This window comes from Lichenibacterium minor, from assembly GCF_004137685.1.
GTDB classification, from domain to species: domain Bacteria; phylum Pseudomonadota; class Alphaproteobacteria; order Rhizobiales; family Beijerinckiaceae; genus Lichenihabitans; species Lichenihabitans minor.
This window is the reverse complement of sequence record NZ_QYBB01000010.1, coordinates 114,381-128,598: the sequence shown is the minus strand read 5'-3', so window position 1 is coordinate 128,598 and position 14,218 is coordinate 114,381. Positions and strand designations below refer to the sequence as shown.

Below are 14,218 nucleotides of genomic sequence, written 5' to 3'. Positions count from 1 at the left end.
CAGCGGCGGCGGAAAGGCGAAGCCTCGCAGGCCGCCCCGACCGGTCCGCGCCGGGACGGCGCGGTGGCAAGCGCCCGCCGAATCCTGCCCTCGGCCGCGGTTTGTGCTAACCGAGGATGGGAATCGACGCCGAACGAGGGCACCACATGGCCGCAGAACTTCTCGCCGACTATCTCGAGGGCTGGGCCGGGGCCGACGCGGGGCGGCGCGACGTCGCCGCCGCCGTGGCGGCGCTCGCCGACGCCTGCCGCGCCATCTCGGTGCTGGTCGCGCAGGGCAACCTGGAGCAGGACCTCGGCGCCGCCGTGACGCAGAACGTCCAGGGCGAAACCCAGAAGGCGCTCGACGACCTCACGGACCGCATGCTGATCGAGGCCTGCCGCCGCGCCCCCGTGGCGGCTGTGGCGTCGGAGGAGGACGAGCACCCCGTGCCGGCCAACCCGGACGGCACGCTGCTGGTCGCCTTCGACCCGCTCGACGGCTCCTCGAACATCGACATCAACGTGTCGATCGGCACGATCTTCTCCGTGCTGCCGACGAAGCCGGGCGTCGACCCCGCCTCGGACGAAGCCTTCCTTCAGCCGGGCCGCAACCAGCTCGCCGGAGGCTACGTGCTCTACGGGCCGCAGACCACCCTGGTGATGACGGTGGGCGCGGGCGCGGTCTGCTTCACGCTCGACCGCAAGCGCGACGCCTTCGCGATGACGCATGCCGAGCTTTCCATCCCGCATGCCACCAAGGAATTCGCCATCAACATGGCGAACCAGCGCCACTGGCCGAAGCCCGTGCAGCACTACATCGACGAATGCCTCCAGGGCGCCGACGGCGCGCGGGGCGAGAACACCAACATGCGCTGGGTCGCGTCCCTGGTGGCGGACTGCAACCGCGTGCTGATGCGCGGCGGCGTGTTCCTGTACCCGGGGGACGCGCGGCCGGGCTACGGCGAGGGCCGCATCCGCGTGCTCTACGAGGCGTCGCCCATCGCCTTCGTGGTGGAGCAGGCCGGGGGCCACGCCATCACGGGCTTCGGCGGCACCGTCATGGACATCGAGCCCACCAAGCTCCACCAGCGGGCGTCGCTGATCTTCGGCTCGAAGGACGAGATCGCCCGCATCGAGGGGCATCACGCCGCGGCGTGACGCTCCGGCGCGACGTGGGTCCCGCGCCGCGGGATCCGCCCGCGGATGCGGGATGCCGCGTCAGGCCCGGCGGCCGGTCCATTCCGTGAGCCACAGCAGCAGGGCCAGGATCGGCAGGGCGATGCCGATGGCGGACGCCAGCGCCCAGCCGCCCTGCGCGTAGGCCCAGCCGCCCACCGCCGACCCGAACGCGCCGCCGACGAAGAAGAACGCCATGAACATGCCGTTCAACCGCGCGCGGTATTCCGCGCCGAGCGAGAAGATGGCGCGCTGGCCCAGCACGAGGTTCGCCGTCACGCCGAAATCCACCACGATGGCGCCCGCGACGAGCAGCCCCAGCGCCAGCGGGGAACCCGGTGCCGCGAGATGCGTGAGGCCGAATCCGGCCGCGACGGTCGCCATGGCGAGGCCCGAGGCCGGGCGGATCCAGCCCCGGTCCGCCACGCGGCCCGCGAGCGGCGCCGACACCGCCCCCGCCACCCCCGCGAGCGCGAAGAGCGCGATGCCGAACTGCGACAGGCCGTAGACCGGGCCGGCGAGCAGCAGGGGCGTCGTGGTCCAGAACAGCGAGAAGGCGCCGAACAGGCAGAACTGGTACAGGGCGCGCCGGCGCAGCACCGGCATCGTGCGGGCCAGCCGCAGCATGGAGGCGAGCAGAGCCCCATAGGCGATCCGCTGCGTCGGCACGCGGGGCGGCAGCGCGCGCAGCAGCACGGCCATCAGCACCACCATCACGGCCGTCGAGGCGAAGAAGACGACGTGCCAGGAGGAGGCTTGGGCGATGAAGCTCGCCACCGGCCGCGACAGCATGATGCCGAGCATCAGCCCGCTCATCACGTTGCCGACCACCTGCCCGCGCTTGGCTTCCGGGGCGAGGTGGGCCGCGTAGGGGACGAGGATCTGCACCGCCACGGAGCCCACGCCGATCAGCAGCGCGGCCAGCAGGAAGGCGCCGGCGGTGGGCGCCAGGGCGGCGGCGAGCAGGGCCAGGGTCGCCAGCGCCGTGACGCCGAGGATGAGGCGGCGGTTCTCGACGAGGTCGCCGAGCGGCACGATGAACAGCAGCCCCGCCCCGTAGCCGAGCTGCGTCATGGTGACGATGAGCCCGGCCTCGGCGTGGGACAGGCCGAGGGACGCGCTGATCGGGCCGGCCAGCGGCTGGGCGTAATACAGGTTGGCGACGATCAGGCCGCAGGTGGCGGCGAGCAGGACCGTCATGCCACGCGGCACGGCGGCGTCGAGCGCGGGCGGATCTCCGGACGCGGTGGTCAGCGTGGACAAGGGCGGAGCTCCGGCACGAGGCTTAGCCCTCTGCGGTCGCCCGGGACCCCGAGCAGCGTCAACCCGCGCGGCGGGATCGCAGCCATGCGACGGCGGCAGGATGGAAGGGCCCGGCCGCGTCGCGGCCGGGCTCGGAGGGGGGATCAGCCCCCGGTGGCGGCGAGCAGGCGGCCCAGTTCGCCGTTGGGGTTGCTGAGGCCGCTCGGGAAGAATCCCCCGGCCATCGCCCCTGCGGTGCCGGTCACGACGTTCAGCACCTGGCGCGGGGTGCGGGCCCAGGCGAGGCCGTTGGGGTCGGTGTCGGTGACGTTGGCCGGCGACGGGAAGCCGCCCGCCAGCGTGCTCTGGTCGGCCCCGATGCCCTCGTCGTCGAGCGTGCCCGACAGCTTGGCGCGGGCCGCGGAGATCAGCGCCGTGGCGTTGTTGTAGCCGGCGTTCTGCTGGGCGAAGAGCAGGGTGCGGATCGTGCCGAGGTGGTACGCTTCCGCGGCGAAGATCGACGAGGCGGCGGCCAGGATGGTCTTGCTCGTGATGAAGGGCGCGGCGCCGTTGTAGGCCGTCACGCCGACCTCGGTGAGGATGTAGGCGCCGAGCAGGAAATCGTAGTCGTTGTCGTAGGGAGTGAAGTTGCCCGGCAGGCCGGCCGCGGCCGCGAAGGCCGTGAAGGCCGTGTCGAGCGAGATGATCGGCTCGGCGGCGGCGGCGGAGCCGAGCGTCGAACGGATGAAGGTGACGTGGTTCTTCTCGTCGTTGGCGACCTCCGCCATGGCGTCGAGCACGATGGCGTTCTGGAAGTTCACCTTGCTGCCGCCGCGGACGCCGCCACCGCCGAACCCCTTGCCCGAGGTCAGGGTCGCCGGCAGGCCGACGCCGTAGACGCCGCGATTGTAATATTCGCCTTCGAGATATTCGAGGTTCAGGGCGAAGTTCAGGATCGCCGTGTCGACGTCCGAGGATTGGGCCTTGGCTTCGGTGGCTCCCATGGCGCCCGCGAAGGCCGCGAGGGCACCGGTGATGCCGGCCGCCTTCATGAAGGCGCGGCGGCCGGCTTCGAGGTCGAGCGGACGCTCGGCGCCGGCCTCGGTGGTGTGGGTCGAATTTGCGTCGTTCATGTGGTTCCGTTCCCCCGCGTTGTCGGCCGAGCCCGCGATCGCTGTGTCGGGGAAAAGCCGTCGTTCTGACACGTCGGCGACCAGACTTCGGTTCCGTCGCCGCCTTTCGAGAAACGACAAAGAGTTTCGGGGCCGCGGGCCCGGCTGCGACAGAATGGACCATGCAGTCGGGAAGTCGATCCTCCGGACGCGGCGTCCGCGGGGCCGCCTATCCTTCGGGACCGACGCGGGACGACGCGGAGAACGGGCAGGACCCGCCTCGCCCCAAGGCGCCGCGCCGGAGCCCGCCCATCGACCTTCCCCGGTACGGTCCGCGGACCGCACCCCGCTCCGCGGGTCCGATGGCCGGGACCCGACGGGCGCCGGGCGCGTTTGCCCCGGCATCTGAAAGGGACCCATCATGTCGAAACACACCGTGCCGCCGGACGCCCTCGTGGTCGTGGCCGACGGCGCCAAGGCCATCCTGCTCCGCAACGCCGGGACGGGCTCCGACCTGTCGCTGAAGGAGGAGCGCCGCATCACGCCGAAGAGCCTGTCCGCGGAAGGGAGCCAGGGCCCGTCCGGCTCCCGGCCCGGGGACCAGACGGTCCACCAGACCGAGGAGGCCACCTTCGCCAAGCAGCTCGCCGACGCGCTCTACGCGATGCGCCACCGCGGCGACTACAAGCAGCTCGTGCTGATCGCCGACCCGCAAACGCTGGGCCAGATGCGCGAATGCCTGCACAAGGAAGTCGAGGCCAGCATGGCCTTCACGCTGAGCAAGGACTACACGAACCAGTCCGTCGCCGACATCGAGAAGGCGCTGGCCTGACGCGCGTCAGGCCGGGGTGCCCTTGAGCGTCAGCGGCAGCCCGGCCGCCACGAGCACGACCCGCCCGCAGCTTTCCGCCATGTGCTGGTTCAGCCGGCCCTGGGCGTCGCGGAAGTCGCGGGCGAGGCGGTTGTCCGGCACGATGCCCCAGCCGACCTCGTTCGACACCAGGACCGCCGGCCCGGCGAGAGCCGGGACCGCGGCGGCGAGTGCCGCGCAGGCGGCCTCGACGGCGCTTCGCGCGGCGTCCGGGGGCGCGCCCAGCATCACGTTGGTGAGCCAGAGCGTCAGGCAGTCGACCAGCAGCACGCGTCCCGGGGCGGCTTCCCGTTCCATGGCGGCGGCCAGCGCCAAAGGTTCTTCGACGGTGCGCCAACCGTCGGCGGCACGCTCGTCGCGGTGGCGGGCGATGCGGTCGCGCATCTCGCCGTCCCAGGCGGTTGCGGTGGCGAGGTAGACGCGCTCCAGGCCCGTGCCGCGGGCGAGCGCCTCGGCGTGGCGGCTCTTGCCCGAGCGGGCGCCGCCGAGCACCAGCGTGTGGGGAAAGCTCACCCGAGCAGCCAGCGCAGGAGCTGGCGCCAGGAGAAGGTCGTGCGGGCGTAGACGCGGTTGTAGGCGGCGCGGCGCGGATCCGTCAGCCAGCCCCAGCCGCGCGGCGCCTTCAGGCCGAGGCTGTGCCGGACGTAGCGCCGCCACGAGGTGCGGGCCGCGATGCTTTTGCGGGGCGAGGGGCGACGCAGGCCGAGCTTCATGCCGCGAGGCTAGCCGGCCGACGAAGGGGCGTCCAGCCACGGCGCCGCGCCGTCGCCGTGTGCGCTCGCCAGCGGCCGAGGGGGCCGACCGCTCGTCCCGCCGCCCTTCCGCCCGGCGAGAAACCTGCTAAGCCGGACCGTCACTTCATAAGATGCATGCAGCCTATGCCGCTCAGCCGCCTCCTGTCCCGCGTGAAATTCGACTATTACCTCATCGCGCTGCTCGCCACGGTGGCGGTCGCGGCCGTGCTGCCGGCGCGGGGCGCCGCCGAGCCGATCGCCAAATACGCCGTCACCGTGGCGGTGTTCCTGCTGTTCTTCCTGTACGGGGCGCGGCTGTCCACGAAGGCGGTGGTGGAAGGCATCGCGCATTGGCGGCTGCAGAGCCTCGTGCTGCTGTCGACCTTCGCGCTGTTCCCCCTGCTCGGCCTCGCGCTGACGGCGCTGCTCGGCCGCTGGCTGCCGCCGCAGCTCGCCGCCGGCCTGATGTTCGTCTGCGTTCTGCCGTCCACGGTGCAGTCGTCGATCGCCTTCACGTCGATCGCGCGGGGCAACGTGCCCGCGGCCCTGTGCAGCGCGTCCGTGTCGAACCTGCTCGGCATGGCGCTGACGCCGCTGTTGGTGGCGGCCCTGCTCGCCACCCACGGCTCGGGCTTCTCGCTCAAGGCCCTCACCGACATCGCCGTCGAGCTGCTGCTGCCCTTCGGCCTCGGCCAGCTGCTGCGGCCCTGGGTGGGGCCCTGGATCACCCGGCAGAAGCACGTCCTGTCCTACGTCGACCGCGGCTCGATCCTGCTTGTCGTGTATTCGGCCTTCAGCGAAAGCGTGGTGGCGGGCGTGTGGACCCACATGGACCCTTGGAGCCTCGTGCTCGTCTTCGGGCTCGACGCCCTGCTGCTGGCCCTCGTGCTGGGCCTCACCACCGCGGCGAGCCGCCTGTTCGGCTTCTCGAAGGAGGACGAGATCACCATCGTGTTCTGCGGGTCGAAGAAGAGCCTCGCGTCCGGCATCCCCATGGCCAACATCCTGTTCCCCGGCATGGCGGTGGGGGCCATCGTGCTGCCGCTGATGATCTTCCACCAGATCCAGCTCTTCGCCTGCGCGACCCTGGCGCAGCGCTACGCGCGCCGGCCGGCCGAAGCGGCGGCCCTGCCGGCCGCAGGCGCCGTCGGGGCGTGACGAGGGGGCCGGCGCGGCGGACGACGACGCGCAGGCCGCCCGGCCGGGGCCGGATCAGTAGACGGCGGGGTAGGCGTACTCGACGATCAGCTTCTGCAGGAACAGGATGATCAGCAGCAGGATCACCGGCGACACGTCGATGCCGCCGAGGTTGGGCAGCACGCGCCGGATGGGGCGCAGGGCGGGCTCGGTCACGGCTTCGAGGAAGCGCCAGATCGACCGCACGATGTCGTTGCGGAAGTTGATCACGTCGAAGGCGACGAGCCACGACAGGATCGCCATCGCGATGATGAGGTAGCTGTACCAGTTCAGGACGAGGAGGACGATCTCGATCAGCGCGCGCATGGTGGCTCCGGCGGGACATCGCCGCGAATCCGCCCGTGTCCGAACGGTCCCGGTGTAACGATCCGCGGCAGCCGCGGCAACCCGGCCCCGGCGGCGCGTCGGCCCGCCCGGGCGGACGACCGGGACGACGACGCCGAAGGCGCTTCCCCCCCGCAGCGGAAACGTGCATCCAGGGACCGACGAGACTGGGGCGCGGAGCCGTCGCGCTTGCGCCCATGGGTCGAGCTTCGGGGCGCGACGGGAGGCGGCGATGTCGATCGAGGAGGTCCGGCGGGCGGGTCCGGAGGCGGGCGATGCCGGGCGACGCGGGGGCGCGAACGCGCGGCTCACCGGCGCGCAATGGCGCACCATAGTTCTGGCGAGCCTCGGCGGCGCGCTCGAGTTCTATGATTTCATCGTCTACGGCATCTTCGCCCCCTCGATCGCGGCCGCCTTCTTCCCCGGCACCGATCCGCTGGTGGGCTTGGTCCTGTCCTACTCGGTCTTCGCGGGCGGCTACCTGGCGCGCCCGCTCGGGGGCGTGCTGCTCGGCGCGCTCGGCGACCGCTTCGGGCGGCGGGGCGTGTTCCTGTTCTCGCTCGCCGCCATCTCGACCTCCACGGTGCTGATGGGTCTGCTGCCCGGCTACGCCACCTGGGGCTTCGGCGCCGCCGTCGCCATGGTGGCGCTGCGGCTGGTCCAGGGGCTGTGCCTGGGCGGCGAGCTCCCCTGCTCCATCGTCTACGCGGTCGAGACCGCGCCCGCGCGGGGCGGCTTCGCCTGCGGGGTGCTGTTCTTCTGCGTCAATTCGGGGGTGAGCCTCGCCGCCCTGGTGGCCCTGGCCATCAACACCGCCATGGCGCCGCCCGACGCCGCCGCCTACGGCTGGCGCATCGCCTTCGTGATCGGCGGCGCCACGGGGCTGCTGTCGTTCCTGGTGCGGCGCCGGCTGCACGAATCGGCCGAGTTCGCCGCCATGCGGGCGGTGGCGTCGCGCACGCCGCTGCGCGAGCTGTTCCGCGGGCACGGGGTGCCGCTGGTGCTGGGCGTCGGCTCCTCGGCCGCCACCTCGGTGTTCAACGGCATGATGTTCGCCTACCTGCCGGCCTACCTGGTGCGGGTGCTGCAGTATTCGCCCGCGCAGGCCTCGCTGGCGCAGAACGTCGGCCTCGCCACGACATCGGTGGGCCTGCTGGTCGTGTCCTGGATCGGGGACCGGATGCCGCGGCGGCTCCTGCTCGGGCTCGGCGCGGGGCTGCTCGTGCTGCTGGCCTTCCCGTTCTTCGCCGCGCTCCGGGACCGGAGCCTCGACGTGGTGACGCTGTTCGTCCTCGCCGGGCTGGTGGCGGCGCTGATCAACGGCACCTTCGCGATGGTGCTCGCCGACCTGTTCCCGACCCGGGTGCGCTTTTCGGGCGTGGCGGTGTCCTACAACATCTCGCAGACGCTGTTCGGCGGGACGGTGCCGCTGATCGCCGCCGCGCTGGTGGCGTCGACCGGCGCGCCGACCTCCCCGGCGCTGGTGGTGATGGCCTTCGCGGCGGTCGCCTTCGCGGCGAGCTTCGGGCTGAAGCGCCACGGCGGGCGGGTGCTGGCGGCCTGACCCGGCCTTCCGCCGGAGGCCGGCGCGACGCCCGCCGTCATCCCAGGCGCGCCAGCCCCGGAAAGGTTTCGATCAGCCAGAACGACACCTGCTGCATGCCGCCCGACAGAAAGGCGATGCCGGTCAGCACCAGGGCCGCGCCGGCCACCCGCTCCACCGTCTGGAAGTGCCGCTTGAACCCGCGCAGGAAGGCCGTGAACGTCCCCATCGCCACCGCGGCCAGCACGAAGGGCACGCCCAGCCCCACCGAATAGGCGAGCAGCAAAGCGGCGCCGTAGCTGACGGTGGCGGCCGAGCCCGCCACGGCCAGGATGGCGGCGAGGATCGGCCCGATGCAGGGCGTCCACCCGAACGCGAAGGCGAGGCCCATCGCGTAGGCGCTCCACAATCCGGGCGGCCGATCCACCTCGACGCGCGCCTGCCGGTACAGGAAGCCGAGCCGGAACAGGCCGACGAAGTGCAGGCCCATGGCGATGATGGCGAGCCCCGCCACGATCGACAGCGCTTCCCCGTATTGGCGCAGCAGCGTGCCGAAGGCGGAGGCGGTGGCGCCCAGGGCCACGAAGACGGTGGAAAAGCCCGCGACGAAGAGGAGGCTCGCCAGGAGCGCGCCGCGCCGCGAGCGGGCGGCGTCGCCGCCCTGCAGCTCTTCCAGCGTCGTGCCGGCCATGAAGCACAGGTAGGGCGGCACCAGCGGCAGCACACAGGGGCTGAGGAAGGAGATCAGCCCGGCCAGGACCGCGGCCGGAAACGAGACATGTGTCGGCATGGCCCCTCCTTACCCCTCCGCGTCGGGGAGGGGAACGCCGCCCGACGGTTCGAGCGCGCCGCCGCCGGGCCCGCGGTCGTTGCGCCGCGGCGACACAGCGCGGCTTTCTCCGGGCGGGCGCGAGAATGGGTGCGACGGCGGGGCCGGGTTCGGCGTTAGATGGACGCGATCATGGCGGCACGGCCGCGCGGGAGATGAGCTTGCGTCACTGGTTCCTGGGCCTCGCGGCCTCCACGCTGCTGGCGGCCTCCGCGGCTCCGGCCTGCGCCACCTCGCCGCTGATCGCCAACGGCGATTACCCGTACTGGAAGCTGAACTACGCCCGGCTCGACACGACCTACGGGGCGATCGACCGCCGGGCGCGGCGCCACGCCGAATTCAAGTGGGACGCCACGACCTACTGCCGCTACCGCTCGGGCTGGCAAGGCCCCGGCGCCTACAAGATCGGCGACCGCTACCGCCGGCGCTTCGGCTGGGACGCCGGCTATTCGTGGCAGGGCCCCGGCGTGCCGGAAGACCACGACGGCGGGGAAACGATGGCGGCATACCTCGCCGACTACCGGCGGGACTTCGGCCGCGAGCCGGTGTGCGGCCCCGTCCGCCACCATCGCCGCATCCGCCACGAGGTGGTGCTCCGCCGCAAGGGCTGAGCGGGCCGCATGCGCAACCTCGTCACCGACGTGCCCGGCCTGCGGGTCGGCCACGCCGATGACGCGAAGCTCGCCTCGGGCCTGACGGCGATCGTCTTCGACCGCGCCGCGACGGCGTCGATCGCCATCCACGGCGGGGCGCCCGGCGTGCGCGACACGGCGCTGCTCGAACCCGAGATGACGGTGGAAGCCGTGGACGCGATCGTGCTGTCCGGCGGCTCCGCCTTCGGGCTCGACGGCATGGGCGGGGCGATGGCGGCGCTGGCCGGGCGCGGGCGGGGCTTCGCCGTGGGGGCCGCGCGCGTGCCGATCGTGCCGGGCGCCGTCCTGTTCGACCTCGCCAACGGCGGCGACAAGGCCTGGGGCCGGCGCCCGCCCTATTGGGAGTTCGGGCACGCCGCCGTCGAGGCCGCGGCGCTCGATTTCGCCCTCGGCAGCGTCGGCGCCGGGCTCGGCGCCACCACGGCGGACCTGAAAGGCGGGCTCGGCTCCGCCAGCGCCGCCACGGCGCGCGGCTTCGTCGTCGGGGCGCTCGCGGCCGTCAACGCGCTCGGCCAGGCCACGGTGGGCGACGGCGCGCATTTCTGGGCCTCCCCCTACGAGCGGGGCGGCGAGTTCGGCGGCCTGGGCCTGCCCGCCTTCGGGCTCGGCGGCGCGCCGCCGTTCCGCACCAAGGGCACGGCGCCGGTCAACACGACGGTCTGCGTCGTCGCCACCGATGCGGCCCTCACCAAGGCACAGTGCAAGCGCCTCGCCGTGGTGGCGCAGGGCGGCCTGGCGCTGGCACTGCGGCCCGCCCACGCGGCGCTCGACGGCGACGTGGTCTTCGCGGCCGCGACGGGGTCCCATCCGCGGGTCCCCACGACGCGGGACCTGACCGAGATCGGCGCCCTGGCCGCCGAAACGCTGGCCCGCGCGGTGGCCCGGGGCGTCTACGAGGCCGCCGCCCTGCCCTTCCCGGGCGCGATGCCGAGCTGGCGCGACCGGTTCGCCCGCGCCTGACGGGCCGGGCCCGCCGCCCCCGCGCCGGCCGGTCGCCGAGCCCTCACCCGAACCGCTCCATCCGGTAGGGCGCCGGGTCGGTGAAGGGCGTTTCCCCCGTCATCTGCTCGGCGAGCAGGCGGCCGGACACCGGCCCCAGCGTCAGGCCGTGGTGCTGGTGGCCGAAGTCGAACCACAGGCCGTCGTGCCTGGGCGCGCGGCCGATCACCGGCAGCATGTCGGGCAGGCAGGGGCGCGAGCCCATCCAGGGCATGTCCTCCAGCGGCTCGGCGAGCGGGAACAGGGCGCGCGCCTTGGGCAGGGCGCGCTGGAGCTGCACCGGCGTCATCGGCGCGTCGCGGCGGGCGAATTCGGCGCCGGTGGTGAGGCGGATGCCCCGGTCCATCGGCGCCAGCAGGTAGCCGCCGTCGGCGTCGAGCACGGGATGGTTCAGCACGGCGTTGCCGCGCGCCCTGAAGTGCATGTGGTAGCCGCGCTTGATGCCGAAGGGCAGCCTGTAGCCGAGCTTGGCGAAGACCACGTCCGACCACGGCCCCAGGGCGACCACGACGTCGCGGGCGCCCAGCCAGCCGTCGCGCGTCCTGACGCGCCAGCCCGGGGCGGATTCTTCCAGCGTGGCGGCGTCGCCCTTGAGGAAGCGGCCGCCGCGCTCGCGGAACAGCGCCGCGTAACGCTCGACGAGGCCGCCCGGGTCCGACACGGCGCCGGGATCGCGGAAATGGAGGGCGCCCACCATGCCCTCGCCCAGATGCGGCTCGCGTTCGGCGAGGCCGGACGCGTCGAGCTCCTCGACGTCGAGGCCGAGCCCGTCGAGGCGGGCGGCATCCCGGCGGCCCTTGTCGAAGGAGCGCTGCGACCGGAAGCCCTTGATCCAGCCGACCTTGCGCATCAGCCCCGTCGCGCCCGCGGCGCCCATCAGCCGCTCGTGCTCGATCAGCGAATGCTCGATGAGGGGCCGGGCCGCGCGGGCGATGCGCTCGACGCCCTTCGGCGACGAGTTGAACCAGTAGCGCACCAGGAAGGGCGCGAGGCCGGGCAGCGCCGACGCGTGGTAATGCGCGTCCGTGGTGCGGTTGAGCGCGTAGCGGGCGAGGGAGCGGAGGTCGCGCGGGAAGGCGTAGGGGTAGATGGAGGACCGCTCGATCAGCCCGGCATTGCCGTAGCTCGTCCCCATGCCGGCCCTAGGCGCCCGCTCGACGAGCGCGACGTCGCGGCCCCGCTCCTGCAGGTGCAGCGCCGCCGACACGCCCACGATCCCGGCGCCCAACACCACGACATCGGCCCTGAGATCCATGCCGTCCCCCGTTCCGCCCGGTCCTGCCTCACATAATGCAAGGAACCGGCCGGGCGAGGGGGCGGGGAAAGGCCGACCTTAAGAACCTTTTTAACTCACGATGCCCCGGCGCACCTGCAATCGCCGCGATCCGGCGCTACACCTGCATGCATGTCCGACATTTCACGCACCAATCGACCCCTGGTCCTCGCTTCGGTGATGGCGGCGATGTTCATGATCGCCATCGAGGCCACGATCGTGTCGACCGCCATGCCGCAGATCGCCGGCCAGCTGGGAGACCTGCACCTCTACGCCTGGGTGTTCTCGGCCTTCCTCCTGACCCAGACCGCCACCACGGTGGTGTTCGGCAAGCTGTCCGACCTTTACGGGCGGCGCCCGGTGCTGCTCGTCGGCATCGCGGTGTTCCTTGTCGGTTCGCTGTTGTGCGGCTTCGCCACCTCCATCCCGCTCCTCATCGTCTTTCGGCTGATCCAGGGCGTGGGGGCCGGCGCCATCCAGCCCATCGGCATCACGGTGGTGGGCGACCTTTATTCCGCGCAGGAGCGCGGCAAGATCCAGGGCTACCTGGCTTCCGTGTGGGGCATCTCGTCGGTGATCGGGCCGCTGGCCGGCGGCCTCATCATCCAGCACGCGTCCTGGGCCTGGATCTTCTGGATCAACCTGCCGATCGGCGCGATCGCGGCGGCGGGCTTCGTGCTGTTCCTGCACGAGGGCGTCGAGCGGCAGCGCCGCTCGATCGACGTGGCCGGCGCGGCGCTGTTCACCGTCGCCATCGCGTCCCTGATGATGGCGCTGACGGAGGCCGGCACCTCGGGCACGGCGACGCTGTGGCCCGCGCTGGTCTTCGTGGTGGCGGCCGTGCTGTTCGTCCTGCAGGAGCGGCGCGCGCCCGACCCGATGCTCGACTTCAAGCTGTGGGCGCAGCGGCCCATCGCGACCTCCAACGCCGCGACGCTGCTCAGCGGCATGACGATCATCGGGCTGACGACCTTCCTGCCCATGTTCGTTCAGGGGGTGATGCGCCAGTCGCCGCTGGTGGCGGGCTTCGCCCTGACCATGATGGTGTTCGGCTGGCCCATCGGCGCCACGCTGGCGGCGAAGAACTTCGTCCGTTTCGGCCTCAAGCCGACGCTGCTGTTCGGCGCGGTGCTGCTGCCGCTCGGCGCCGTCGCCTTCGTGGTGCTCGGCTCGTCTTCGTCGCCCGTGGTGGCGGGCGTGGGCTCCACCATCATGGGGTTCGGCATGGGGTTCCTGTCGACGGCCTGCATCGTCATCATCCAGGATTCGGTGGCCTGGGCGCAGCGCGGCTCGGCGACCGCGTCGAACATCTTCTCGCGCAACCTCGGCTCGACGCTGGGCGCGACCGTGCTGGGCACGGTGCTGAACTACGGGCTCGCCCACCCGCTGAGCGGTCCCGCCGTGTCCTCCGACCAGCTCCGCCGCCTGCTCGACGCGCCCGACACCCTCGCGGCCTCGGCCGACGCCGTGCGGGGCGCGCTCGGGCAGTCCCTGCACGTCACGTTCTGGGGCATCTTCGGCATCGCTGTGCTGACGCTGCTGCTGTCGCTGCTGGTGCCGCGGGTCGCGATCTCGGACGGGCCGCGGGAACTCGTGGTGGAATGAGGCCCCGCGTGGATGCGCGGCCCCCGGGCCACGCCGTCACCCCGCCGGGGGCGGCACGGCCGGCACCGGCTCAGGGTTCGTGACGGTATCGAACCTGTGCCTGAATGCCCCGTGACGACACCGAGGACATTTCCCCTCGGTTTCGGCCAAAAGGGCATTCATTCACAGACTCTCACTCCGCGGCGATGCCGCCCACCCGCGTCAGCTGCCCCTCGGTCACAACCCTGTCGTAGGGCTCGCCCTCGGTCTTGACGCGATACTGCAACTGCGAGCCGACATGCGGCATCCGGGTCTTCACCACGAAGACGTCGGCGCGGTCGGCGCTGTTGCGCATGGAGGATTCGAGCGAGACGCGCTCGCCCACGGCGTAGAGATGGGTCGCCATAGCGGGGCTCACAGGCTGTCGGGGAAGGACGGGGCGGTTCCGTCGCGGACGGGATGCCGGGCTTCGTCGGCGGGGAGCGGCGCCGTGCCGTCCCGGGCGACGGTGGCGTCGAGCGACTGGCGCAGCGCCATGAGCTTCAGCTCGTGGACGATCTGCACGGACGAGGGCTCGGCGACCCGCTTGCCGAACCGCTTCTCTTGTCCCATGTGGGTCCCATCCGCGCGACGGTGCCGCGCATAGCGGGCCTCAGCCCGGGGCGGCCTGCGTCTTGTGTCCGCCGCCCACCCCTGAAGG

At 72.4% G+C, this 14,218-nt stretch carries 16 protein-coding genes; 7 read left to right on the top strand and 9 right to left on the bottom strand.

What is annotated here, in order from left to right; genetic code table 11:
* The first annotated feature begins 146 nt into the window (after positions 1-146).
* Entirely contained in the window at positions 147-1,139 is a 993-nt protein-coding gene (locus D3273_RS11255) for a class 1 fructose-bisphosphatase (protein WP_129226523.1), read from the top strand.
* A 60-nt stretch (positions 1,140-1,199) separates the two neighbouring features.
* On the opposite strand, the gene D3273_RS11250 is transcribed toward D3273_RS11255, so the two are convergent.
* Together D3273_RS11250 and D3273_RS11245 are read right to left on the bottom strand one after the other, a co-directional pair.
* A complete protein-coding gene (locus D3273_RS11250) occupies positions 1,200-2,357 on the bottom strand; it encodes an MFS transporter (protein ID WP_129226589.1) in 1,158 nt (385 codons plus the stop codon).
* A gap of 206 nt (positions 2,358-2,563) precedes the next feature.
* Positions 2,564-3,532, bottom strand: a complete 969-nt coding sequence (locus D3273_RS11245) for a ferritin-like domain-containing protein (RefSeq protein ID WP_129226521.1) — start codon at positions 3,530-3,532, stop codon at positions 2,564-2,566.
* A gap of 400 nt (positions 3,533-3,932) precedes the next feature.
* Here D3273_RS11245 and D3273_RS11240 point away from each other — a divergent pair, with 400 nt between their 5' ends.
* Complete coding sequence (locus D3273_RS11240; RefSeq protein WP_129226519.1) at positions 3,933-4,343, top strand: host attachment family protein; 411 nt, start codon at positions 3,933-3,935, stop codon at positions 4,341-4,343.
* Positions 4,344-4,349: 6 nt separating this feature from the next.
* On the opposite strand, the gene cobU is transcribed toward D3273_RS11240, so the two are convergent.
* Positions 4,350-4,895, bottom strand: coding sequence for a bifunctional adenosylcobinamide kinase/adenosylcobinamide-phosphate guanylyltransferase (gene cobU / locus D3273_RS11235; protein WP_129226517.1), 546 nt, complete (start codon positions 4,893-4,895; stop codon positions 4,350-4,352).
* On the bottom strand, positions 4,892-5,095 hold the full coding sequence (locus D3273_RS11230; protein WP_129226515.1) for a hypothetical protein: 204 nt from the start codon (positions 5,093-5,095) through the stop codon (positions 4,892-4,894). Before D3273_RS11230 ends, cobU begins: the two co-directional genes overlap by 4 nt.
* Positions 5,096-5,260: 165 nt before the next feature.
* On the opposite strand from D3273_RS11230, the gene D3273_RS11225 reads away from it, so the two are divergent.
* Positions 5,261-6,274 (top strand): bile acid:sodium symporter family protein, encoded by a 1,014-nt coding sequence (locus D3273_RS11225; RefSeq protein ID WP_129226513.1) that lies wholly within the window; start codon positions 5,261-5,263, stop codon positions 6,272-6,274.
* A 54-nt stretch (positions 6,275-6,328) separates the two neighbouring features.
* Here D3273_RS11225 and D3273_RS11220 read toward each other — a convergent pair whose 3' ends face one another.
* A complete protein-coding gene (locus tag D3273_RS11220; RefSeq protein WP_129226511.1) occupies positions 6,329-6,619 on the bottom strand; it encodes a YggT family protein in 291 nt (96 codons plus the stop codon).
* A gap of 250 nt (positions 6,620-6,869) precedes the next feature.
* On the opposite strand from D3273_RS11220, the gene D3273_RS11215 reads away from it, so the two are divergent.
* Positions 6,870-8,201: an MFS transporter gene (locus D3273_RS11215; protein WP_129226509.1), complete on the top strand. Its 1,332-nt coding sequence runs from the start codon at positions 6,870-6,872 to the stop codon at positions 8,199-8,201.
* Positions 8,202-8,238: 37 nt separating this feature from the next.
* Here D3273_RS11215 and D3273_RS11210 read toward each other — a convergent pair whose 3' ends face one another.
* Positions 8,239-8,970, bottom strand: a complete 732-nt coding sequence (locus D3273_RS11210) for a cytochrome c biogenesis CcdA family protein (protein ID WP_129226507.1) — start codon at positions 8,968-8,970, stop codon at positions 8,239-8,241.
* A gap of 200 nt (positions 8,971-9,170) precedes the next feature.
* On the opposite strand from D3273_RS11210, the gene D3273_RS11205 reads away from it, so the two are divergent.
* Together D3273_RS11205 and D3273_RS11200 are read left to right on the top strand one after the other, a co-directional pair.
* Complete coding sequence (locus tag D3273_RS11205) at positions 9,171-9,620, top strand: hypothetical protein (RefSeq protein ID WP_129226505.1); 450 nt, start codon at positions 9,171-9,173, stop codon at positions 9,618-9,620.
* Between the two features lie 9 nt (positions 9,621-9,629).
* Positions 9,630-10,622, top strand: coding sequence for a P1 family peptidase (locus D3273_RS11200; RefSeq protein WP_129226503.1), 993 nt, complete (start codon positions 9,630-9,632; stop codon positions 10,620-10,622).
* A 43-nt stretch (positions 10,623-10,665) separates the two neighbouring features.
* On the opposite strand, the gene D3273_RS11195 is transcribed toward D3273_RS11200, so the two are convergent.
* Positions 10,666-11,916 carry an NAD(P)/FAD-dependent oxidoreductase gene (locus D3273_RS11195; RefSeq protein WP_129226501.1) on the bottom strand — a complete coding sequence of 417 codons (1,251 nt, stop codon included), beginning with the start codon at positions 11,914-11,916 and terminating at the stop codon, positions 10,666-10,668.
* A 150-nt stretch (positions 11,917-12,066) separates the two neighbouring features.
* On the opposite strand from D3273_RS11195, the gene D3273_RS11190 reads away from it, so the two are divergent.
* Positions 12,067-13,539 (top strand): MDR family MFS transporter, encoded by a 1,473-nt coding sequence (locus D3273_RS11190; protein ID WP_129226499.1) that lies wholly within the window; start codon positions 12,067-12,069, stop codon positions 13,537-13,539.
* A 172-nt stretch (positions 13,540-13,711) separates the two neighbouring features.
* On the opposite strand, the gene D3273_RS11185 is transcribed toward D3273_RS11190, so the two are convergent.
* Together D3273_RS11185 and D3273_RS11180 are read right to left on the bottom strand one after the other, a co-directional pair.
* The gene (locus tag D3273_RS11185) at positions 13,712-13,924 is read right to left on the bottom strand and encodes a hypothetical protein (RefSeq protein WP_129226497.1); all 213 of its coding nucleotides are present in this window, start codon (positions 13,922-13,924) and stop codon (positions 13,712-13,714) included.
* Positions 13,925-13,932: 8 nt separating this feature from the next.
* Positions 13,933-14,130 carry a hypothetical protein gene (locus D3273_RS11180; RefSeq protein WP_129226495.1) on the bottom strand — a complete coding sequence of 66 codons (198 nt, stop codon included), beginning with the start codon at positions 14,128-14,130 and terminating at the stop codon, positions 13,933-13,935.
* Between the last annotated feature and the right edge of the window lie 88 nt (positions 14,131-14,218).